20 protein-coding genes, 1 tRNA gene and 3 pseudogenes are annotated in these 22,136 nt (G+C 40.1%); 14 read left to right on the forward strand and 10 right to left on the reverse strand.

The genetic code is table 11. The features are described 5' to 3' along the window. The first annotated feature begins 1 nt into the window (after window position 1). From CUU66_RS05755 to CUU66_RS05775, 5 genes are all read left to right on the forward strand, one after another. A complete protein-coding gene (locus CUU66_RS05755; RefSeq protein WP_101640725.1) occupies window positions 2–565 on the forward strand; it encodes a bifunctional adenosylcobinamide kinase/adenosylcobinamide-phosphate guanylyltransferase in 564 nt (187 codons plus the stop codon). Further along, window positions 562–1,326: an adenosylcobinamide-GDP ribazoletransferase gene (gene cobS, locus CUU66_RS05760; RefSeq protein ID WP_101640726.1), complete on the forward strand. Its 765-nt coding sequence runs from the start codon at window positions 562–564 to the stop codon at window positions 1,324–1,326. Before CUU66_RS05755 ends, cobS begins: the two co-directional genes overlap by 4 nt. Further along, window positions 1,278–1,904 carry a histidine phosphatase family protein gene (locus CUU66_RS05765; RefSeq protein ID WP_101640727.1) on the forward strand — a complete coding sequence of 209 codons (627 nt, stop codon included), beginning with the start codon at window positions 1,278–1,280 and terminating at the stop codon, window positions 1,902–1,904. Before cobS ends, CUU66_RS05765 begins: the two co-directional genes overlap by 49 nt. After that, complete coding sequence (locus CUU66_RS05770) at window positions 1,856–2,275, forward strand: bifunctional adenosylcobinamide kinase/adenosylcobinamide-phosphate guanylyltransferase (protein ID WP_180955165.1); 420 nt, start codon at window positions 1,856–1,858, stop codon at window positions 2,273–2,275. Before CUU66_RS05765 ends, CUU66_RS05770 begins: the two co-directional genes overlap by 49 nt. Window positions 2,276–2,539: 264 nt before the next feature. Then, window positions 2,540–3,739, forward strand: a complete 1,200-nt coding sequence (locus CUU66_RS05775) for a sensor domain-containing diguanylate cyclase (protein ID WP_101640729.1) — start codon at window positions 2,540–2,542, stop codon at window positions 3,737–3,739. Between the two features lie 81 nt (window positions 3,740–3,820). Here CUU66_RS05775 and CUU66_RS05780 read toward each other — a convergent pair whose 3' ends face one another. The 3 genes and pseudogenes from CUU66_RS05780 to CUU66_RS05790 all read right to left on the reverse strand — a co-directional run bounded on the left by CUU66_RS05780 (window position 3,821) and on the right by CUU66_RS05790 (window position 7,595). Beyond that, the gene (locus CUU66_RS05780; protein WP_101640730.1) at window positions 3,821–5,308 is read right to left on the reverse strand and encodes an aldehyde dehydrogenase family protein; all 1,488 of its coding nucleotides are present in this window, start codon (window positions 5,306–5,308) and stop codon (window positions 3,821–3,823) included. A gap of 176 nt (window positions 5,309–5,484) precedes the next feature. Then, window positions 5,485–6,770, reverse strand: a pseudogene (locus tag CUU66_RS05785) (glycosyl hydrolase family 18 protein). 81 nt (window positions 6,771–6,851) lie between these two features. Then, on the reverse strand, window positions 6,852–7,595 hold the full coding sequence (locus CUU66_RS05790; RefSeq protein WP_101640731.1) for a YqjF family protein: 744 nt from the start codon (window positions 7,593–7,595) through the stop codon (window positions 6,852–6,854). Window positions 7,596–8,104: 509 nt separating this feature from the next. Between CUU66_RS05790 and CUU66_RS05795 the strand changes: the two genes are divergently transcribed. The 3 genes from CUU66_RS05795 (at window position 8,105) to CUU66_RS05800 (ending at window position 12,492) form a co-directional block, all read left to right on the forward strand. Further along, on the forward strand, window positions 8,105–11,608 hold the full coding sequence (locus tag CUU66_RS05795) for a bifunctional 2',3'-cyclic-nucleotide 2'-phosphodiesterase/3'-nucleotidase (RefSeq protein ID WP_101640732.1): 3,504 nt from the start codon (window positions 8,105–8,107) through the stop codon (window positions 11,606–11,608). 133 nt (window positions 11,609–11,741) lie between these two features. Beyond that, window positions 11,742–11,897, forward strand: coding sequence for a hypothetical protein (locus CUU66_RS24015; protein ID WP_180955167.1), 156 nt, complete (start codon window positions 11,742–11,744; stop codon window positions 11,895–11,897). A gap of 208 nt (window positions 11,898–12,105) precedes the next feature. After that, window positions 12,106–12,492 (forward strand): hypothetical protein, encoded by a 387-nt coding sequence (locus tag CUU66_RS05800; RefSeq protein WP_101640733.1) that lies wholly within the window; start codon window positions 12,106–12,108, stop codon window positions 12,490–12,492. Between the two features lie 196 nt (window positions 12,493–12,688). Here the strand turns inward: CUU66_RS05800 and CUU66_RS05805 are convergent, their stop codons facing one another. The 4 genes and pseudogenes from CUU66_RS05805 to CUU66_RS05820 all read right to left on the reverse strand — a co-directional run. Next, window positions 12,689–13,435: an amino acid ABC transporter ATP-binding protein gene (locus tag CUU66_RS05805; protein WP_101640734.1), complete on the reverse strand. Its 747-nt coding sequence runs from the start codon at window positions 13,433–13,435 to the stop codon at window positions 12,689–12,691. A gap of 12 nt (window positions 13,436–13,447) precedes the next feature. Further along, on the reverse strand, window positions 13,448–14,131 hold the full coding sequence (locus CUU66_RS05810) for an amino acid ABC transporter permease (RefSeq protein WP_101640735.1): 684 nt from the start codon (window positions 14,129–14,131) through the stop codon (window positions 13,448–13,450). Window positions 14,132–14,146: 15 nt separating this feature from the next. Continuing rightward, window positions 14,147–14,962 (reverse strand): amino acid ABC transporter substrate-binding protein, encoded by an 816-nt coding sequence (locus CUU66_RS05815; RefSeq protein ID WP_101640736.1) that lies wholly within the window; start codon window positions 14,960–14,962, stop codon window positions 14,147–14,149. Window positions 14,963–15,230: 268 nt separating this feature from the next. Then, a pseudogene (locus tag CUU66_RS05820) lies at window positions 15,231–16,166 on the reverse strand (caspase family protein); the annotation flags it as partial. Between the two features lie 247 nt (window positions 16,167–16,413). Between CUU66_RS05820 and CUU66_RS05825 the strand changes: the two are divergent. The 4 genes and pseudogenes from CUU66_RS05825 (at window position 16,414) to CUU66_RS24020 (ending at window position 18,945) form a co-directional block, all read left to right on the forward strand. Next, the gene (locus CUU66_RS05825) at window positions 16,414–17,058 is read left to right on the forward strand and encodes a DUF6338 family protein (RefSeq protein WP_101640738.1); all 645 of its coding nucleotides are present in this window, start codon (window positions 16,414–16,416) and stop codon (window positions 17,056–17,058) included. 492 nt (window positions 17,059–17,550) lie between these two features. Further along, window positions 17,551–17,685 (forward strand): annotated as a pseudogene (locus CUU66_RS25340) (helix-turn-helix domain-containing protein); the annotation flags it as partial. Window positions 17,686–17,721: 36 nt separating this feature from the next. Then, window positions 17,722–18,792, forward strand: a complete 1,071-nt coding sequence (locus CUU66_RS05830) for a hypothetical protein (protein WP_101640739.1) — start codon at window positions 17,722–17,724, stop codon at window positions 18,790–18,792. Window positions 18,793–18,807: 15 nt separating this feature from the next. Further along, complete coding sequence (locus tag CUU66_RS24020; protein WP_180955168.1) at window positions 18,808–18,945, forward strand: hypothetical protein; 138 nt, start codon at window positions 18,808–18,810, stop codon at window positions 18,943–18,945. A gap of 108 nt (window positions 18,946–19,053) precedes the next feature. Here CUU66_RS24020 and CUU66_RS05835 read toward each other — a convergent pair. Further along, a tRNA-Ala gene (locus CUU66_RS05835) sits at window positions 19,054–19,126 on the reverse strand. Between the two features lie 258 nt (window positions 19,127–19,384). Here CUU66_RS05835 and CUU66_RS05840 point away from each other — a divergent pair. Further along, window positions 19,385–19,729, forward strand: coding sequence for a hypothetical protein (locus CUU66_RS05840; protein WP_101640740.1), 345 nt, complete (start codon window positions 19,385–19,387; stop codon window positions 19,727–19,729). Between the two features lie 46 nt (window positions 19,730–19,775). Here CUU66_RS05840 and CUU66_RS05845 read toward each other — a convergent pair whose 3' ends face one another. Further along, a complete protein-coding gene (locus CUU66_RS05845) occupies window positions 19,776–20,471 on the reverse strand; it encodes an MgtC/SapB family protein (protein WP_101640741.1) in 696 nt (231 codons plus the stop codon). Between the two features lie 168 nt (window positions 20,472–20,639). Here CUU66_RS05845 and CUU66_RS05850 point away from each other — a divergent pair, with 168 nt between their 5' ends. After that, window positions 20,640–21,560, forward strand: coding sequence for a DMT family transporter (locus tag CUU66_RS05850; protein WP_101640742.1), 921 nt, complete (start codon window positions 20,640–20,642; stop codon window positions 21,558–21,560). A 38-nt stretch (window positions 21,561–21,598) separates the two neighbouring features. Here the strand turns inward: CUU66_RS05850 and CUU66_RS05855 are convergent, their stop codons facing one another. Beyond that, window positions 21,599–21,781, reverse strand: a complete 183-nt coding sequence (locus CUU66_RS05855) for a hypothetical protein (RefSeq protein WP_101640743.1) — start codon at window positions 21,779–21,781, stop codon at window positions 21,599–21,601. Window positions 21,782–22,136 lie beyond the last annotated feature (355 nt).

Here is a 22,136-nt window from a genome sequence, read left to right on the forward strand (position 1 = left end):
ATTGATCACATTTATTTCAGGCGGAGCGCGATCGGGAAAGAGTACGCTGGCTGAACATTTAGCGGAAGGTATGTATCACCAGACAAAAAAAGAACATCCAAATAGCCAGCTATGCTATATAGCGACGGCAAAAAGAAGCGATTTTACAGGCGATGAACGCATAGATTTACATATACAACAGAGGGGGAAGGTGTGGGAAACAATCGAAGAACCATACATTCTTCCCTCTGTATTTACATACGTAAGCGAGCATTCTATTATCCTGTTAGATTGCCTGACAGTATGGACAAGCAATATGATGTTCAGCAGGAATCTGGGAATTCGTGATATGGAGGACATGTTGCTGAATTTTTTAAAAAAGGCGGCAGACCGGCAGTGTTCTGTATTTATTGTATCCAACGATGTTAATGAAGGAATGCCTTCCAAATGTCGGAACGTTCAGGCCTATACATTTTCCTTAGAAGCTATACATAAGCTGGTGATTGCAGCCAGCAGTTCAGTTATTCAAACTGTGGCCGGAATTCCAATCTGGTGGAAAAGGGATAGAAGGCTGGTGTTACAATGAAAGCAGTTTTACAAGGCTGTATATTAGCCTTTCAATTTCTTTCAACGATTCCTTTTCGAAAACAATGTGAAATAAATGAAAGTACATTAAAATGGGCCCTCCGTTCCTTTGGGATAGTCGGATTGATTATAGGCGGGGCACTCTTAGGCGTTTTAACCCTTTTACAAGGGATTATCCCAAGTTATTTATTGGCGGTCCTCTTACTGACAATTTGGGTACTCCTTACTGGAGGGCTGCATTTAGACGGATGGATGGACACAGCGGATGCAGCGGGTTCCAATCGTTCGATAGAGGAAAAAAGAGAGATCTTAAAGGATTCGAGAGCCGGAAGCTTTGCAGTGATTGCATGTATATTGCTGGTGATCTGGAAGTTTTGTCTCCTTTATTTCCTAGCTGACAGCAAAAGTCAGGATGGTACTGTATTATTAACCGCCGTCCCTGTATTAGCAAGGCTGCAGGCGTTATGGCTGTTATATAAGCATGAGACGTTTTACCAAAGAGGTCTTGCTTTCTACTGGAAAAGGAATCTAACTTTCTTGGATATTCTGATTTCCATGATCATTTTAATTCCCTTTGTCTTAATCGCTAAAGCAGTGCTTTTTTTAATCATTATTCAATTTCTCTTTACTTATTTGTACGGCAGGTGGGCGTCAAAATCATTTAGCGGAATAAACGGTGATTTAGTTGGAGCATCGATTGAGGGGGCAGAAGTATGGAATCTAGCCGTATTATCGATTTATATCTTATACGTCACGGCTTAACTCAATGGAATATAGAAAAGAGATACCAGGGTCATACAGACATTCCATTACATAGGGAAAAAGTGTCTGAGCTTAACATTCTTAAAGACTGGGTGTTAGAGGGCATTCTAGCTGACGCCGTTTATTCAAGTGATTTGGCACGCTGTATGGAAACGGCTCGTTTTTTGTGGCCTGACTCGCCGATTATTAAAGATTCCAGACTTAGAGAACTGAATTTCGGAGAGTGGGAAGGTCTTACATTTGATGATTTAAAGAACTCACCTTTATACACCAGCTGGATAGCTGATTGGGAAGAGCATTCTCCTCCTGAAGGGGAAAGTGCCAGGCAATTTAATGATAGAGTGGACGGATTTATGAACAGTCTTATAGCGAAGAAACAAAATTTCTTGACGATTGCCGCTGTCACTCATGGAGGCGTAATCAGAAGGATCATTTCCCGCTATGTACCTGAAGTAACATTCTGGGAGATCCCGATTCCCTTTGGAAAAGCCTATCAGCTTAAACTTGAAGAAAAGGGGGCTGGCTGGATTTGCAGCTCATTATCGGTGGTGCCTATTCAGGAAAGAGAAAGTATGTAAGAGACCGGTATCTGAATTATCATCTAATTTCTGCATATAACCATGATTCCATAGACGAAGCGTTGAGCATAAACAAGCCTGTCGTAGTGTTAGAAGGGTTTGAGCAGTGGATTCAAGAGGAATTGTCCCGAAAAGGCAGCAAAGAAATAAGGGATCTGTTTGCCGGATATCTTCATGAACTACTTAAAATGGAGAGAGAAGAAAATATTCAAGTATATTTACTGATGCTTGAAATCGGCAGGGGAATCGTTCCGGTTGAAGAAAGGGATCGCAAATGGAGAGACATTACAGGATGGGTTCAACAGGATGCACAAAATCTATGCGAATCGGTTTATTATAGCTGGCACGGGCTCGTCAAAAAAATGAAATAGCTTGCTCCGCTGGACACTTTATATTTGTTCCGCTTATCGATTATATTTTTTCTTTATTTGAAATTAGTTGAAATATTAGAATTTTATACCGTTTTTCGGTTTCTGATGCTAAACTATTATTACGTTGCATTACTAAAGGGATACACCTGGGTGATTCCTCCGTACAAACTGGGATCCCTTTGCTACACAGAATATGAGATTTTTAGTCAGTCAATGGACCGTGTCTAATATTCAATGAATTTATCATAAGAAGAGTGAAGATATATGGATGATATACGAGTGAAAATTATAAATGAGGTTAGCCAGCTTGGCAACATTGTTTCAGCGTTGAAATCTATTGGTTCAAATTCTTTCAGTAATCTACAAATTTTAGAGAATGATTTGATGGATGCTGAACAAAGGAAATTTCTCCTTACTATTAGGGACGAACTAAAAAAATTGGATGAGCGTTTAAAGGATATGACCTGGCTGAACAGCCATCTGCGGATTCTGCAGGATTTTGGACAAACATGTACACAAACGCTGAATGAGCAGATCTTGATGGAAAAAGCTTATGAGCTTGTTTCAAGAGTAATGCCGACAGATGCTTTCTTTATTGCCCTGCATGATGAAGATAGTCCTGACATACATTTTCCATTCATGGCGGATGAGGGAGAGATTGTGGAACCAGATACGATTTCTTTGGATAGCAGCAGCTTTACAGCAAAGGTTATTAAATCCAAAGAAACCATTCATGCCAAAACAGCTGAGGAATTGGATGAGTTTAATGTGACATTTGGGACCGGCAACCAGGGCAAAACCTGCATTTTTGTTCCTATCATAATTGATGATAAAGTAAAGGGAGTTATTTCAGCTCAGAGCAACCAGGAATTCGCCTATCGCCGAGAGCATGAAGAATTGCTCCAAATGATAGGAAACCAAGTAATGAGCTCCATCATAACCGCACAGCTTTATTCCAAGAATTACAAAATGTCACTTACAGATGAGATGACAAGCCTTGGGAATTACCGGGCTTTTCATTCTGATTTAGAAGATTTGATTCAGGAGAATAATCCGCTTGCATTAATAATGATTGACTCTGATGGCCTAAAAGGAATCAATGACACATATGGCCATCATGCCGGTGATTTATATATAAAAGCATTGGCGGATGGGATGAAGAGCATACATGTTCCAAATGCAAAGGCATACCGATATTCGGGTGACGAGTTCATGTTTATTCTAAAGAATCCTTCCATGGAAAACGTAAAAAACATCTTTAAGGAATTAAGAGCTTGTTTAGCCGGCAGGCCAATCAATATAAATGGAATTAACATATATGTGAGTTTCAGCGGAGGAGCAGCTATTTATCCAGCCCACGCACAATCCGCAGAAGAATTAAAGAGGACAGCTGATCATGCTTTATACATGTCTAAAAGAATGGGGAAAAATCAAGACAAGATATATTGTGGTGCGGGATTATAAAGGGTTTAGAAGATGTACTTTCGGAACGGATTAATTAAGGCCAGGCCCTTGACCATATTGATTACAAGGGCCTGGTTATTTTTATTGATTTAAAGCAACCCACACACTCTTAACTTCGGTATAGTTGTTTAAAGCATATGATCCCATTTCACGCCCGATTCCGGATGATTTATATCCTCCGAAAGGTGATGCTGCATCGAATGCATTATAGCAATTGATCCAGACTGTACCTGCACGCAGCTTGCTTGCTACATAGTGAGCCTTAGAAATATCTTGAGTCCAAAGTCCAGCTGCAAGGCCATATTCGCTTGCATTGGCACGGTTGATCACCTCATCTAGGTCATCATAAGGCATAGCGGAAATAACAGGGCCAAAGATTTCTTCTTTAGCGATGGTCATGTCATCCCGGACATTAGCAAAAATCGTTGGTGACACAAAGTATCCATTTTCGTAAGGCTGGCTTCCGCCGGTTAGTACCTGTGCACCTTCATTTTTGCCCTTCTCAATATACCCTAATACACGGTTGTGCTGTTCTTCGGAAACAAGAGGTCCAATTTGAGTGTTAGGATCAAGTCCGGCACCCTGCTTGATATTTTTCGCATGAAGGGTCATATCAGCAACAACGTTATCATAATGTTTCTTTTGGATAAACACCCTTGAACCCGCACAGCAGACCTGCCCCTGATTAAACATAACCCCGTTTAGGGCTCCCGGGATAGCTCTAGATAGATCTGCATCGGGAAGGATGATATTTGGTGATTTTCCACCAAGCTCAAGCGTTACTCGTTTTAAGGAGTTCGCAGCTGATCTCATAATGATTTTTCCGACTTCTGTAGAGCCGGTAAACGCAATTTTATCAACAAGCGGATGGTCTACAAGCGCCTTGCCTGCCGTTTCGCCAAAACCAGGAACGATGTTGACTACTCCTTCAGGGAAACCAGCTTCCTCAAACAATTCAGCCAGATAAAGTGCGGATAGCGGGGTCTGCTCAGCTGGCTTCAAAACGACAGTACATCCAGTTGCAAGTGCAGCTCCCAGCTTCCACATGGCCATTAACAATGGGAAATTCCAAGGGATGATCTGTCCCACAACACCTACTGCTTCATGGCGTGTATAGTTAAAATAATTTCCGCTGACCGGAATGGTCTGTCCTACGATCTTAGTTGCCCAGCCGGCATAATATCGCATATGCTCTATGGCGAGCGGAACATCTGCATTGGTGGTTTCTTGAATCGGTTTTCCATTATCTAAAGTTTCCAGCTGCGCCAGTTCTTCTTTGTTTTCTTCCATCAAATCCGCCAATTTATACATCAGGCGGCTTCTTTCCGCGGCGCTCATCCTTGACCATGGCCCCTTATCAAAGGCTTGGCGTGCAGCCCGCACAGCACGGTCAATATCTTCTTCAGACCCTTCGAAAACGGTGGCTAATACTTCGCCTGTAGCTGGATTAGGAGTGGTAAATGTCTTCTTAGTAGCACTTTCTACAAATTCACCATTTACATAAAACTTTTTGGTTCCCTGCAAAAATGTTCTCAGCTTTTCACTAACTTCCAATGTTACATTTGACATTAAAAAACCTCCCTTTAAGTAATGGATGCCTTATATGTAAGGTTCTTGAAAGCGATTACATAGATTAGTATAAAAGTTAATAATGGAAAATTCAAAAAATAAGAAAAAGATTTGTTCGACAGCAAATTTCGTGTTTTTTCTGCAAAGAAATGGCTGCACAATAATGTGCAGCCATTTCAGCGTTTTCTTACCGTGAAGTTATCCTGAATCAGCAGCCAGTTTTGAGGAAACGACAGCCCAAGTTTCCAGTAGCTCATTCCCCGGAGATTTAATTCTTTAACAAGGTCAAATTTTGCCTGGATGGAGCGTGCATCCTCAAACCAGACTTCATGCCGCCGGCCTTGGTCGTCTGTATAGTTAAAAAAGGGTGCCTGGGCTCTTGTATCATATTGAATCTCGACATTTTCCCTCGCAGCCAGCTGTATGGCCTGCTGCGGGCTTACTGCGCGTGCGACAGTACCCTGAACAAAGGGAAGCGTCCAATCATACCCATACAGATTTTGGCCCATCATAATCTTGTTCGAAGGCATCTCGGTAAGGGCATATTCTACTACTCTTCTAACCGGTCCGATAGGGGAAACCGCCTGGGCTGGTCCACCGCTATAGCCCCATTCATAGGTCATAAGAACAACAAAGTCCGCAATTTCTCCATGAGCTCGGTAATCATGTGCCTCGTACCATCTTCCCTTCTGTGTCCGGCTTGTTTTTGGAGCAAGTGCAGTGGACATCAGCCAGCCTTGCTGCTGAAAACGGGCCTTGGCTTTCCTTAGGAATCGATTATATGCTTCCCGGTCCTCAGGGCGGAGAAACTCAAAATCGAAATGGATATCCCTGAATCCGTACCGTGTAGCTGTTGATACAATATTATTTAAAAATCTGTCCTGAACAGGGATGTTATTTAATAAAATCCGTCCAAGTTCATCGCTGAACTGGTCTTCTTCCTGATTGGTTATAACCATCATTAATACATTTCTGTTTTCCCTTGCAATCTCTGGAAAATTATCAAGCAATGGCTCTTTAAGACTGCCATCGCGTCTTGCCTGGAAACTGAAGGGAGCTAGATAGGTCAGAAAGGGTGCGGATTTCCTGGTATCGGTTATAAGAGCCTGAGCTACTTCAGTACCCCTTGGTTCCACATAGGCATTAAATTCAGCTGTCCGCCTTCTGCCAGGGGGGATATATATAGCCTGAATCCAACCGAAAGTGGCTGGTTTACTGATATTTGATTGACCGATGCAAGCTGTGCCGGTGTTGTATTAAATCTCCGGGCGATTTCCCACAGGCTGTCACCGCGCTGGACAAAATAATACCGGCCGGTTATAGGTATAACTAATGTCTGGCCCACAACTAAATCATTAGGATTAGGAACTTCATTAGCCGTAATAATGGCTTGTGCCGTCGTGTTATAAGTACGGGCAATGGAAGTCAGAGTCTGGTTTCTTCTAATTACATGTATTTGCATTTCATCCCTCCTGAAAGCTGCATACGTTATCACAATAGTATGTAGGAAAAGGATGATACATGTATAAAATCAAATGAAACTTTATTCAACCTTGTGCAGTGGGAAGAAGAAAACCCGCCGAAATGGTGAATAATGGACAATCGGTGTTTGGCTATAGCAGGACTCAGGGAGTATAGAAGCCATGGAATTTGCTTCAATATCCGTTCTAGCTAGATTCATCTCCCATTTATCATGATGAATATCACCGCGATAAAATTGGCTGCCGCGATAGGTAAACAAACAGTATCTCTCCATCAGCCAGTGATCGAGTGTCCCAGGTATAGCGGAAAACAAATCTCCCTCTGGCTTATATGAAGCGTGGAATACTTCCTCTGCTTGTCCCGCAGGTGTCCTCCTATTCGTAAACGTAATCACACCGTTCTCTTTTTTATAACTCATTTTTGCAAGTTTATAAGGCAAGCCAAAAAAGGTTTTAGCACCTATCACTGATGGAAGATGATCAGCATCAAGACTGAAGAAATAGATGCCGGGTATTCCATTGAATCTAACGTAAGTCCGAACATTCAATTCCAGATAGGCATTCAACAACGGAATGGGGGGGAGACCATGAAATCGCATCCCAGTCACCTTGAAAGGTGTGATCGTTATCCAGGCTGCCCCTTCGAAGAGATCCAGCTCCAATCTTTCAGGAATTTTATCTCTGATCGTTTCCACGGCGACGGGCCAATGTAAAAATAATAAGTCATTCCAATCCTGTTTTATCAGCCAAGGGGAGGAGGGAAGCGGATACGGTCTGTGTTCTGTTTGTTTAAACTCTTTATACATTTAACTCCTCCTCTCGGTGTTTCTTATTACCATACCTCGTCATTCACTAATTTAACGCAAACCTGTAAACTTTTTCTGAAAAGCGAACAATGTAAGAGTGGTTGTTTTTTATAGTTCGGGTTTGTGATGAAAAAGGTTGTCTGGTAATTAATGCTAATTGTTGATGGAATAGTTAATTTGATCTAGAAAAAAACGCGGCGAATTGGCTAAAATGAGTGGCGTTATTTTTGCCGAGGTTAGAAAAATCAATGTTTTTTCAATATTTTATAGTCTTTCGGCAGTTCAGTATGTTGTGATAATTTATTATTTAAAAGAGGACTATGGACGGAGGAAGAAATAGCAGTCAGGATATATAATGGTTTTCGGTAAGCGGTTATGAAGCTTTCATGTACAGGCTATATATCCTTGTGCCTATACCCGGGGCGGCATGAACAGAAGCATTTCTTCTATGAGCGTTATTAGTATGTATTATTTACTAGGTTTTTAATTTACTGAAGGGTTGAGGATGAATGAAGAAGAGCAAATTAAAAAAAGTCGTTGCATCTACGGTTGCGGCAGGACTATTTTCAACACAGATTTCAGTTCCGACATTCGCATTTGCGAAAGAAAAAGAAAAAGGGAAAGAGCCTGATTCTTTTGATCTTCGTATCATGGAAACCACAGATATTCACACTAATCTATTAGGCTATGATTATTACAAAAATGCTTCATCAGCTGCAATCGGATTCTCCCGTACCGCTACATTAATTAAAAAGGCTAAAAAAGAAGCTAAGAACAGTGTCCTTGTTGATAATGGAGATTTAATTCAAGGAACACCGCTAGGAACTTATAAAGCCAAAATCGATCCACTAGAAAAAGGTGAAGTGCATCCGGTATATAAAGCCATGAATCAGTTAGGCTATGATGCAGCGACCTTCGGAAACCATGAATTTAATTATGGTTTAGACTACTTGAACGAAGCGATCAACGATGCAAACTTCTCTTATGTAAATGCAAATGTATATAAAGATGACAATGATAACAATCCAGAAAATGATGTAAATCAGTTTAAGCCTTATAAAATAGTAAATAAAAAAATAGTAGATAACTCCGGAAAAACTAAAGTGGTTAAGATCGGCTACATCGGTTTTGTCCCACCACAAATCACAGATTGGGATAAAGCAAACCTTGATGGAAAAGTAATTGCCAAAGGTATTGTTGAATCTGCTAAAAAATTCATTCCTCAGATGAAGGAAGAAGGGGCAGACATCATCATTGCTATGGCCCATACTGGTTTTAATGGTAATGAGAATAATACAGAAGATGTTGTTTATTCACTAAGCAAAGTTAAAGATATTGATGCCATTACGTTCTCTCATACTCATAAAGTTTTTCCTGCATTAGATGTAAAATCCTTAGACGCACTTTTCAAAGGCAGTGACGGCCAGCCGCTTCCAGGAGTGGATAATGCAAAAGGAACGATTAACGGAGTTGCTGCAGTACAAGCAGGCTATGGCGGTAATAACCTCGGATTAATCGACCTTGTTGTCGAAAAAGTCAAAGGTAAATGGGAAGTGGCTAGCTCTGAATCTTCCAACAGAAGCATTTCTAATGTGACTGAGGATCAAGGTGTTATCAAGGCGGTAAAGGCGGATCATGAAGCTACAGTAAATTATGTTAATACACCTATAGGTAAAACAACAGCGCCAATTCACAGTTACTTCTCTCTTGTACAGGATGATCCATCAGTACAAGTAGTAACCAATGCACAAAAATGGTATGTAGAAAAATACATTGCCAGCAACAAACCGGAACTAGTGGACCTGCCAATCCTTTCTGTCGGTGCTCCGTTTAAAGCTGGAAGAAATGGTGTTGAAGAGTTTACAGATATTGCAACAGGCGACCTGACTATCCGCAGTGCGGGCGACCTATATCTGTATGACAACACATTAAAGGCCATTAAAGTAAAAGGTTCAGTTGTTAAAGAATGGCTTGAAATGTCAGCGGGTAAATTCAATACGGTTGATCCAAACAAAACTGAAAAGCAGGCATTGCTGAATTCTTCTTTCCCGGTTTACAACTTCGATATTATTGACGGAGTAACATATCAAGTTGATGTCACTAAGCCTAATCGTTATGACAAGGATGGTAAGAAGGTTTCTGATTCCAGCAGAATTATCAACTTACAATATAATGGGAAACCTGTCGATGTAGATCAAAATTTCATCGTGGTAACAAATAATTACCGTGCTGGCGGCGGTGGTTTTTTCCCAGGAGTTAAGGGCAGCGAATACGTAGTTGACTCTGCTGATGAAAATAGACAGATTTTAATGGATTATATTTCTGAAGTGAAAGAAATTAATCCGGCTGCGGACAATAATTGGTCAATTGCACCAATACACAGCGATGTAAATGTAACCTTTACCTCGTCTCCTAAAGCAGCGGAATTCTTAACTCCTGGAGGTAAGATCAGCTACACTGGAGAAAAAGATGCAGACGGCTTTGGAATCTTTAAAATTAACTTAACAGAGGATCTTAATTTACAGCTGTTAGGAATCAATGATCTTCATGGACAGCTGGATACAACATCAGAGTTTGGTGGAGTTAAGCAGGGACGAGCCGATTACCTAGCGACCTATCTGAAGGAAAGAGAAGCACAAAATCCTGATACCTTATTAATTTCTGCAGGCGATGCAGTCGGTGCTAGTGCTCCTGTTTCTTCAAAGCTTCAGGACGAGCCAACACTTGAATTTCTGAACATGATGGGATTCGATTTAGGGACAATTGGTAACCATGAATTTGATAAAGGTGTAGCAACTTTAATGGCCCAGATCAAGGGCGGACAGTCGCCTACTAACCCGGCTGTAACATTTAAAGGAATTAACTTCCCCTATGTGGCAGCTAATGTAGTGGATAAAGTAACAAAGAAGCCAATTCTGGACCCATATACAATTAAACACTACAATGGAGTGGACGTGGGCTTTATAGGTGTAGTAACAAATGCTACTCCTTCAAAGGTAAGTCCTGCCGGAATTGAAGGGGTAGAGTTTATCCCTCAAGCAGAAGCGGTTAACAAAGCTGTTAATGAACTGAAAGCAAAAGGAATAAAGGCCATTGTGGTTATTTCCCATGATCCAGGCAGCTTCAGTTCAGCTACACAGAAAGTAACAGGAGAAGTTGCTGATTTAGCCAACGCGATAGACGATGAAGTAGATGTGATTTTTGCAGGCGATAATCATGCTAGATTAAATGACATGGTAGATAATAAACTTGTTGTTCAATCCTATTCTTATGGAACTGCGTTTTCAGATATTGATTTAGTGATTGATGCAAAAACCAAAGATATAAAAAGCAAAAAATCGGAGATTGTTACCGTAGCCCAAGAAGGAGTTACGCCGGACGCAGAGGTCAAAGCTTTAATCGATAAGTACCTCAAACAGTTCCCGGAACTCACTCAGCCGCTAGGTACTACAAATGCAAAAATTACAAGAGACAACGCCTATACGCAGGAAGCCCCTCTTGGAAACCTGATCGCCGACTCGATGAAAGCAAGCATAGCAGGTACGGATTTTGCCTTCATGAACCCGGGCGGTATCCGTGCAGATCTTCCACAGGGAACTATCACATATGCCGACCTTGCTAAAATACAGCCTTTCGGTAATGTTTTAGTTCAGCTGGAACTAACAGGTGCAGAAATTAAGACACTTCTTCAGCAGCAGTGGGTAGTAGAAGGAAGCCCTAAGACTTTGCAGATTGCAGGTCTTAAGTATACAGCTGACTTTACTAAGCCAGTTACAGAAAGAGTAACATACCTAACAAAAGCAGATGGAACGCTGATTGAAGATACTTCAAAATATAAAGTAGTTGTAAATGACTTCATGGCAAGCGGTGGAGATAACTATACTGTGTTAAAAGGAAAAGAACGTGTATACGGTCCAGTAGACCTTGAAGCCTTTGTTAAATATGTACAAGATACATTCACGGGCGGCACAATCACAGCTGCCATCGAAGGCCGAATCACAAACCTCAAATAAGCACAAAATAAAGAGGAATGACCCAGTGTCATTCCTCTTTATTTATGGGGACTGTCCCTATTTCCCGGTTTAGGAAACACGCCATATCAACGTTTTTTCGGGGACAGTCCCCCATTTCCCAGGAGGTGATAGTGTGCCAAGAGGAAAAGAGCTTCATCAGCTGCCGATGTCTAATACCGCACCTGGGGCGGGAGCGGATATGACAAGCGTTGACCGCGACCATTTAAGCGGAGTAGTGAGGACAGAACAGCCGCAGCCGGCTAAGGTAAGGGAAAATAAAAGCAAGTGATCTAGTCCATTTCTCCGTCGTCTGAAAAGAAACGGAGATTTTTATTTAGTCTGTAACCGGGTTATGGAAGATATTTGCTGAGAGGTATTGCCGGTTTCCCTTACACATTTACTTTTTTTATGCTAAAATAATATTTTGGAAAAAGTTTTGCCAACTGGATTACTACATAAGTATTATTGCTTATCAATAGAGGAGTTTTAGTTTTAATATGAAAGAGCTATATAGTGAAACCATTACAACTACCAATTTTGTATCAATACGATCCAAGAAAAAAAGGCTGAGGAAAAAAATGCTTAAGAAGTCTGAGGCTTCTCAGTCCATCCAGGTTATCTTATTAGATTCTAACTCAAAAAAGGAAATCGCTCCGTCCTCTGCGCATAACTTAGATGGCCTTCCAGTGACTTTCCTGCTGAAGGTAGGAAAGAAGTATTTAGCGGGAACGGATGCAGTCCGTTATTACTATAAAGCTTCAGAGACTGAATATTACAAAAACCGCAGCTTACTGGAAAAGTCTTTACTAGAAGAATCAAAGAACCTGCCACAAGATCTTCAGAAAGAATTCTGGGATATCATCACTGCCAATCAAAAAGCATAATTATATTTACACTAGAGTACTGGCCATCGCCGGTACTTTTTTTATTAAGTAACAATAAGTACTGGCCATCGCCGGTACTTTTTTTATTAAGTAACAATAAAAGTTACCGTATCCTGGCTCTTCCTCCGCTATTACCTGGATGCCGCCGCCCGCTTCCGAAAACGAACATAGAAAAATACCCTGCACGAGGCAGGGCTTATCGTTCAGTTACTTTATTCAAAAATTGCATGGTCCTAGGGTTTTTCGGTACATTAAGCACTTCTTCGGGCGTTCCTTTTTCGACTACAACACCACCGTCCATAAAAATGACTTGGTCTGCAGCCTCGCTGGCAAACTTCATTTCGTGGGTGACAACAACCATTGTCATCCCTTCGTTTGCCAAGTCTTTCATTACTTTAAGGACTTCTCCGACCAGTTCAGGATCAAGAGCAGAGGTAGGCTCATCAAAAAGAAGTACTTCTGGATCCATAGCCATCGCGCGTGCTATTCCAACGCGCTGCTGCTGGCCCCCTGATAACTGGAAAGGATACATATCCGCACGGTCGCGCAGTCCGACCTTTTCTAGTAAGGACAGGGCTTTTTTTCTAGACTCATCCTTGGAACGCTTGAGAACTGTCACTTGGCCTTCCATAACATTTTCAATAGCTGTCAAATGGGGGAATAAGCTATAGTTTTGGAAAACCATGCCGGTCTGCTTTCTGAAAGAAACAATTTCTGATTGTTTAAGTCTTGAGTTTTCCGCTATATTCAACGTCTTATTTCCCAGTACAATTGTTCCTTTATCAGGAATCTCTAATAAATTCAAGCAGCGGAGCAGTGTTGTCTTACCAGAGCCCGAAGGTCCAATAATGACTGCTGTTTTGCCTTTTTCGATAGATAGATTTACACCTTTCAATACTTCGAGTTTATCAAAGCGCTTGTATAGATTATCAATTGTGATCATCGTTTCCCTCCACTATTTCGCTACACCGCGGCCATACCGTATTTCAAGCTTATCCTGAAGATACGAAAGCACAGTGCTGAATATTAAGTAAATGAAGGCTACTTCGATATACAGCCAGAGGGGTTCGTACGTAACAGCCGCGATCTGCTGTCCCTTTTGGAATAGTTCTGTAACTGTAATGGTGGCTGCCAAGGAAGTATCTTTTACCAGACTGATAAACGAATTTCCAAGCGGAGGCAGAGAAACCCGGATTGCCTGAGGCAGCACAATCCTTTTCATTGCCTGGGATTTTGTCATGCCAATACTATAAGCCGCTTCCCACTGGCCTTTATTAATGGATTGAATTGCAGCACGTATGATTTCTGAACTGTAGGCACCCTTATTAAGGGTAAAAACGATGACTGCTGCAGGGAAAGGGTTGAGCGTTATCCCTACACTTGGCAAGCCGTAAAATATGATAAACAACTGAACCAATAGCGGAGTTCCCCTGAATATCCAAACATAAAATCGGGTCAGAAGAACTAAAGGCTTAAATCCAGATAGCCTTGCAACTGCTGTAAAAAAGGCCAGTATCAGCCCAAGAATAAATGTAATTAATGTTAATGGAATGGTAAACTGCAATCCAGCCTTTAAAATAGGAAAAAAGGAATCACTAAGGATTCCTATAATTCGTTCTGTACGTTCATCTCCAAACATATGCGATCGCTTCCTTTACTTCGATACGTCTGTGCCGAACCATTTTTTAGAGATTTTTAAGTACGTACCGTCTTTTTTCATATCATCTAATGCGCCATTTACTGCATCTACAAGTTCTTTATTGTCTTTACGGAAAAGAAAAGCATTGGAAGTTGCGTCTTTTTCCTCGTAAACAGTCTTGATCGGCAATTCAGGCCGCTGTTTTTTCAAATCCAGATAAGAAAGGCTGTCGTTTAGTGTTGCGTCAACACGGCGGGACGTAATCAGATCGATTGACTGGTTAAAGCCTTCCACTACCGTATTCACAGCCCCATGTTCTTCAGCTATTTTCCGGTAGTTGCTGTCTAACGATTGAGCAACTTTTTTACCTTTTAAATCATCTAATGCTTTGATATCTTTATTATCCTTGCGGACAATTAAAACGGCTTTAGAAACAATATATGGATCAGACATATCATACTTCTTTAAACGATCTTCGCGAATGGCTACTTCGTTTGCCACCATGTCGTATCTTTTGGCATCAAGACCTGCGATCATGCCATCCCATTTCGTTTCTACAAATTTTGGTTTTATGTTAAGGCGCTTGAACACTTCAGTTGCAACCTCAACATCAAAACCTGTTAATTTTCCAGACTTATCATGGAAAGTGAACGGTGCGTATGTACCTTCCGTTCCGATGGTTATGACGCCTTTATCTTTAATTGTATCGTATGAGCTCTTCTCTTCTTCTTTATTTCCGCTGTCTTTGCTATCGTTCTTATTATTGCCTCCGCAAGCAGCAAGAGCAAGAATCAAGACAAGCGTAAATACGCTTAGTGCTATTTTCTTCATGCTGAAACCCCCAGTATTTTTATTGGATTTATAAACAATGTTACTAGGTTAATTCACAAACCTGTAAATGTCAACGAATTTGTAGGTAATGTTCCCTGTTGCAAAGAGGACTATTCCTTTGTTATAGAAAAAGATAAATATGAGTCATTTTTAAAAGGAATTGTCCAGGCAGAACCACTGCGTTTGGTTTGAAAAATTTGTATCCATAAGGGCCTTGTATAATGTAAAAAAGCCCGTGTCCCTTAAAAGAAACATGAGCTTTAATCCATTAAATCAGTTCTTCTTTTGCAAGCTTCCAATAGTATCTGCCAAGTGCAGTCAGCTTACAGGACTTGCTGTCCCTTGCTGCATAAAAGAGGTGCGGAGAATCTATAGTGGCTAATAACCTGGCATTTCTAAGTAACTGAAATGAATGGAACGTTTTTTCGTTTTCCAAATGGTTATGTCCAAAGTGTTTTTCAAAGGAGGGATCAAGCTGGAATACATCCGCGGGCTCGGTAAAATAGTGTGGCAAAGATCTGAGGGTTTCAATTGGGATATCAGGATTGCATCTTCTGAGAGAACTTAATTTGGAAACATGTGATTTGAATAAAGGGCGCTGATCCCAGGGACCCAATGCCTGATCTACATATGCATATAGACTGGCCGCGTTAATATTTCCGAGCACATCAGCAGCGCCTCCGTCAAGGGCGTTATAGATAAGAGAGGTGAATATTCCGCCGCCGTCTTCTTCATAAGATGCCTGTGTTGAACGGCTTGAAGTAATAATGGTAATCCCTTCGCGCAGAAGAGCTTTTTCATTGCAGGTAGGAGGGGATTGACCAAAGGCGCCGCTATGGCAGCAGTCTAAAAGGATGATTACTTCACGTACTTTGGATTCGTTTGCCATGCTTAATATTGAATCCATAGGTATCCCTTCATTGTATGCTTCTGCATCCTGGGTCACAAGATAACCTCCCAAGTTATTCACCGTCCCGTGTCCGGAAAAATAAAACAAAGCGATATCTGCTTCATGCATTAGAAGCTCCTGAACTTCCTGGCAGAGTGAACTCCGGGTTACTGGATTCTGGCTGGAAAGCAGCAGCCTGCAGTGAAAATTAGGTGAACCGTCTTCATTCTTTTTTAACATGAACGCAAGCTTTTCAGCGTCTCTTATGCATCCAGTCAGAGGTGCCCCTTCATAGTCATTGATTCCAACCAGTAATGCTTTCCTCGTGGAACCTCCCCGCTTTCATTTACAAGACTATAATTTATTATCATTGTATATGACGTTTGAAAAATATAAAGTTCCCTTTGTCCTAGTTTTTTGCGGATAAAAGTCATTAAAAATATGGCGAAAGTAGGAAGGAGAAAGGAGTTTGATTCTCTAATTATAAGGTAATACATCTCTGTTTATGGACAGCTTTCGATAGAGGGTATGGACAATCTCATGTTAAGGGGATGATTGATAAATGGAGTTATCGGAACTTGCCGTCAGATTGCTTATTATTTTCTTTCCAGGAATGCTGGCTACTTTTGTTTATGATACCTTCACAAGAAGGAAAAAAAGGGATTATAACGTTTTTATCACCTATTCCTTTGTCACTGGATTTCTCTCCTATTTTGTTCTGTATCTCCTCATCGAGTTCCTTCAAATGATTGGTTTGCGTCTTAAACAGATCACCTTCCTTACGTATTTATTTGATTCGAAGTCCCCCATTGTGATAAGAGAAGTTGTACTTGGCAGTATCGTTGCGCTGATCATAGCTTTCATATGGTCGTATTCTTTCAGATATAAATGGATGCAGAGGCTTGCGGTCAGGATTAAACTATCTAAACAATTTCATGAAAAAGACGTATGGTCGGAAATTCTGAATATGGAGGAAACTCCTTGGGTCGTCATTCGGGACTATGAGCAAGATAGAATGTATCAAGGCTGGATCGCTTATTATTCTGATACATATCAGGATAATGAATTATTCTTAAGAGATGTAATTGTATATGAAAATAACAGCGGCAGAAAGCTCTATGAGGTGCTGGGGCTTTATCTGACTCAAGATCCGTCAAATCTAAAGATTGAGTTTCAAAGTGCAGGGGGGATCGATTATGAAAAATAATCATTTTAAACAAGCCAAAATAAAAAAGGGAGGAGCTAATCCTCCCCCGAAAAGACCAAGACCGCCTGCTCCCCCTCCAGCAAAAGGAGAGAAAAAAGACGGGGGTTAATAAACGTGAGTCACCGAGAATCGTTATTGTCAGAAGATTTTTGATTACTCTAAAGTGCAATAGACCTATAGGCCCCAAGAAGGATCATGAGATGAAGTCAGCTGGAAAGAGGGGATGCAGACGAGTGTCGGGGAGCAGCCAGCGTAGTACAAGGATACAATGGCAGGCTGGAACTAAATATATTCTTAAACCTCAACGTCGTTAGAGGTTTTTTTAAATTATACTGAGGGACCTGGAAAGGTAAAGATCCGGAATAGATGTTTAAAATGGTGTTGTTGAAGAAAGAATTAAATGCTATATTTATACCGTAAATAGTAAAAATATACCATTTTTATAGGAAAGAGTGAGTCGTTCTGTTTGAGCATATAGGAAATATAATTAAAATTAATAGAATCAAACAAGATATTTCACAAGAACAGCTTTCTCGGGGAATTTGCTCTATATCATATTTAAGTAAACTTGAAAATGGTAAGCTTGTTGGCTCTGATGAAGCTGTACAGCTTCTCCTAAAGAAGTTAAATCTAGATATTAGTTTAGACGTTGTAAACCAGGAAATGCAGAATATCAAGGAAAAGCTTAATCACTTAAACTATAAGCTATTTTTAGGAAAACCAAATAATTCGGACGAATTGGAACTGGATTTAATATCCAGCAGAATTTCTAACTATTCTAATGTTGATATCAATCATTATTTTCTTTTAATTAAATTAAGAGTTTTAGCCATAAAAAGAAATCTCCGTGCTGCCACGAGGATAATCAATCAGATTCAATCCTTTCATGATCAGCTTTCAGGTTATAACAAGTCGCTTTTTGGTATATATTCAGCTCACAAATTACTGCTGGAAAATAAACATCAAGAAGCCAAAGGTAAGCTTACGGATGTTTTAAGCCGTGAAAACGTCACTCTTGAGAGGTGGTTAAAAGGGTACTTATTTTATCTGTATGCTTTGTGTGAAACCAAGGGATACAGAATTTCAACTTGTTTGCTTTATGTGGATAAAGCTCTCACCATATTTCAAGGGGAGTATTTTATCAGCAGATGTATAGATTGCTTAATTATAAAAGGGGTCAGCTATATGAGGCTTAACGACCTTGAACAGGCAGAAGAGTGTTTTGCAATATCCGAAAACTTATTATTTAAAGAACCGGACACTAATCGGCAATTAAAAGTACTGCATAACCGGGCTTTAATTCTATTAAAAAGAGGCCAGAACAAAGAGGCTGTTGAATATTTATTAAATACAGTCCGCTTGAAAAAAGAAATGGAAACAATTAATAATGATTCTTTAACCTTTTCAATCTATGTTTTAGCTAAGACCTATTATAAGTTACAGAATATACAAGAATGTAAACATTGGCTGCATGAAATGGAACGCGATCCAATACCCGCCGGAATCCAAATTGAGCTGATTCTGCTTGATTATCTTTGTATGGCTGAAGAGGAGACGGAAGTTTTAGCAAATACAGCCGGTTTCATAAAAGAGCTGAAACAAGCGGGCAAGTGGAACGAAGCCGCAGAATTCAATTATTTAATCGGGCAAAAATATCAATCTCTTAAACAGTACAAAAAAGCCAGCGCCCACTTTCAATCAGCTTATATAGCCCAAACAAATCTATCTATCTAAAAAGGAGGATTTAGTATGAAAAGATTGCTTAAAGGATGCTTTATTGGACTCGTGCTGACGTTTGCAATAACCAGTCCAGTCAGTGCAGGAGACGAGGATTTGCCGGATCCGGATCAAAAAACAGCAGAGAGCATACTGATGAAGGAATGGTAGGCCGATAAGGGGTTATTGGATCATGACCAATGAGGATGAGGAATTCTCATTCCAGGTAATAAAAAACTCCTAGAACCAACATGGTTCTAGGAGTTATTTTTAAAATGATGGAGACTAGCGGGATCGAACCGCTGACCTTTTGGCTGCCAGCCAAACGCTCTCCCAGCTGAGCTAAGCCCCCGAATGTTTTCGACAAGATTTATTGTACAGTGAAATTAAAATAAAATCAAGAGGTTAAATAAAAAAATAAAAGTAATTTGTTATAGTGCTGAGTGAATACATAATTAATACATGTCTGTAATTCTATGTAATGGTAACGAAAACTTAGTGTAATTTAAAACTGTTAAAATTAAGAGATACTTTCCTGCGTCAATAATAGGTGGGCCATCGTGAATTTAAAAGAAGCATTCGGAAGCCGTGTTTTAGAAAGGGGATATAGATGGAGATACATGTAAAAAAATCACTGGAAGAATGGAAAGAAGAAATTCTTGTTTTACTTAATGAAATAGATGATGAATATGAGCAGGTGAAAAAGGAACTACAGGTATATATGTATAAGTTCAGTATAACCAAGCAAGTGGTTCAATCTACAGCGAATCCAGATTTAAATAAGAAAATCCGCGATCTCTATCATGAACCATTCCAGGAAAAGTATAATGAACTAAAGGAATACATAAAGGATTTAGAAGAGAAGAAGAGGGTCTTTCAGATGTTTGTCGATAAAATCGATAAGGTAAAGGAAAAAGACGAACCAAGACCATATGCTGCGGTTCATTCAGAATAATGCATCAGTGAACAAAATAATGCCGCCGGTTAAGGCGGCGTTTTTTTTATAAGCCTTCTATCTCTACAGCTCTTATTCCATTTACTTTTGAGACCGAATAATAAACATTGGTTGTTGTTCGCTTTTGATTGACGGTTACTTTAAGCTGCACTAAATACTCCTCATTATTAAGGTCTTTAATGCGCACATTCTTGATCTCGATTTCTTCATTTTTTATTTGTGCAATAATCGATTCAATTTCTTTTTGCTCTGATACAGTCAGCCGAAGGAGTATTTCCTTTTCGCGCAATTGCTTCGGCCCAATAAAATGCATTAAGTAAGGGATAAATTCTACGCTTAGCATAAGCATGATAACCCCAGCTGTAGATTCCCAGTAATATCCTGCTCCTACAGCTATTCCTATTCCAGCCGCACCCCAAATCATGGCAGCAGTTGTCAATCCTGTTACCGTATCATTCCCTCTGCGAAGAATCACGCCCGCGCCTAAAAAGCCAATGCCTGAAACAATTTGAGCAGCGAGTCTCAGTGGATCCATAGTAATATTAACTTGCCCATCTCCGGGGAAAAAATATGCCGATTCTATTGAAACAGCAGTCAATAAACAACTCACGATTGATATTACGAGACACGTTTTCAGTCCGAGGGGCTTTCGTTTTATCTCTCGTTCAAGGCCAATGATTAAACCTAGAATAGCCGCAAAGCTAAGTTTTATAAAAATGTTTTCATCTAAGGTTAAGTCCATCCAGGTTCACCGCCATTTGAATTGTTTACAGTATGATATGTCTAGATTAAGCTATATAAAACAGATAATTTATATACCACAATAAATTTCCAATAAAACTTAAATAAGGTGGGAAAGAACGGACTTAAGGTTTAAAATGGAGAGTAAAACAAGTACAAGGAGGAAATAATGCAAGAACCTAGAGTGAATCCTTATTTTATCATGGCGATTGGTGTAATTTCTGTGTCCACCTCCGCTATTTTTGTTAAATTATCTACAGCTCCTTCAGGGGTTATAGCCTTTTACAGAATTCTTTTTTCGGCAGTGCTGACTCTGCCTATATTCCTGATCAAATACCGGCATGAGTTAAAAAGCATTTCTAAGAGAGATTGGATTTATACTATATTATCTGGCATTTTCTTGGCTTTCCATTTTATTTTATGGTTTGAATCTTTAAACTACACCTCTGTAGCAAGCTCTACAGTTCTGGTTACCCTTCAGCCTTTATTCGCTTTTGCAGGAACTTTTTTCTTCTTTAAAGAAAAGTATTCAAAGACGGCCGTTCTAAGCGGAATTATTGCAGTTGCAGGCAGTGTTTTAATTAGCTGGGGAGATTTCCGCGTAAGCGGGGAAGCTTTATGGGGGGATATACTAGCACTTATAGCATGTTTGTTAGTAACTGTATATATGCTGTTTGGGCAGACTGTTAGGAAAAGGATAAGTTTAATTACTTATACTTTTCTTGTGTATGCGATCAGCTCCGTAGTTTTATTAGGATATGTTCTTTCTGCAGGTGAGCCTCTTGGACCATACCCTGTTTCGGACTGGGTATACTTTAGCCTGCTGGCAGTTGTTCCTACCTTGTTGGGGCACACCCTATTTAACTGGTCCATAAAATGGCTTAGCGCCAGCACGATATCCATGGGTATTCTTTTTGAACCGGTGGGTGCCACTATACTTGCTTATTACCTCCTGAAAGAACAGGTTTTATGGACACAGATTTCTGGAGCGGTTATCGTACTGGGCGGGATCATCCTGTTCATACTGAATGAAAGAAAAACAAAGCTGAGAATTAAACTCGAGAATCAACAAGCTGTCCAATCGGTGTAAAAAAAGCAGGCAAAGCTCATTAGGGGCTTTGCCTGCTTTTATTTCTGGAATAAACAAGTGAAAAAAGAAAACAGGACTGCGAGCGGCAGGGAAAAGATTAAGGTGCTCCCATCTACTTTCCCGTCTGTGTTGCTCATCTTAATCGCCTCAGCGTAAGCGGTACAGAATAATAGAAGCGTCATTATAAAGGATACGAGTAATCCTACAAGTTTAAGCTCCATCTAATTACTCCTTTTTAAATGTTATATTTATTAATGTATTCTATTGAACATGCCCGTATGACTTAGTAAGTGGTATACAAATTACTTTTTTAAAAAAACTTTTGAAGAAGGTGTTGAAAAGTTTTTTTACTCATGGTATATTATATTTCGCCGCTAAGAACGGCAGTAAAAGAACGAATTGATTAGACGATAACCACTAAAAGTTATTCTGAAAAAGTTGTTGACAAATCAGTTCGATTTGAGGTATGATTATAAAGTCGCTTTCGTGAGCGATTTAGAACAAAAATTTTGCTCTTTGAAAACTGAACGAAACAAGACGCCAGGTATTTTCTCTCTGAGAAAATACAAAAACAAG

This window comes from Peribacillus deserti (genome assembly GCF_002863585.1).
In the GTDB taxonomy this organism is placed as follows: Bacteria; Bacillota; Bacilli; order Bacillales; family DSM-1321; genus Paraperibacillus; species Paraperibacillus deserti_A.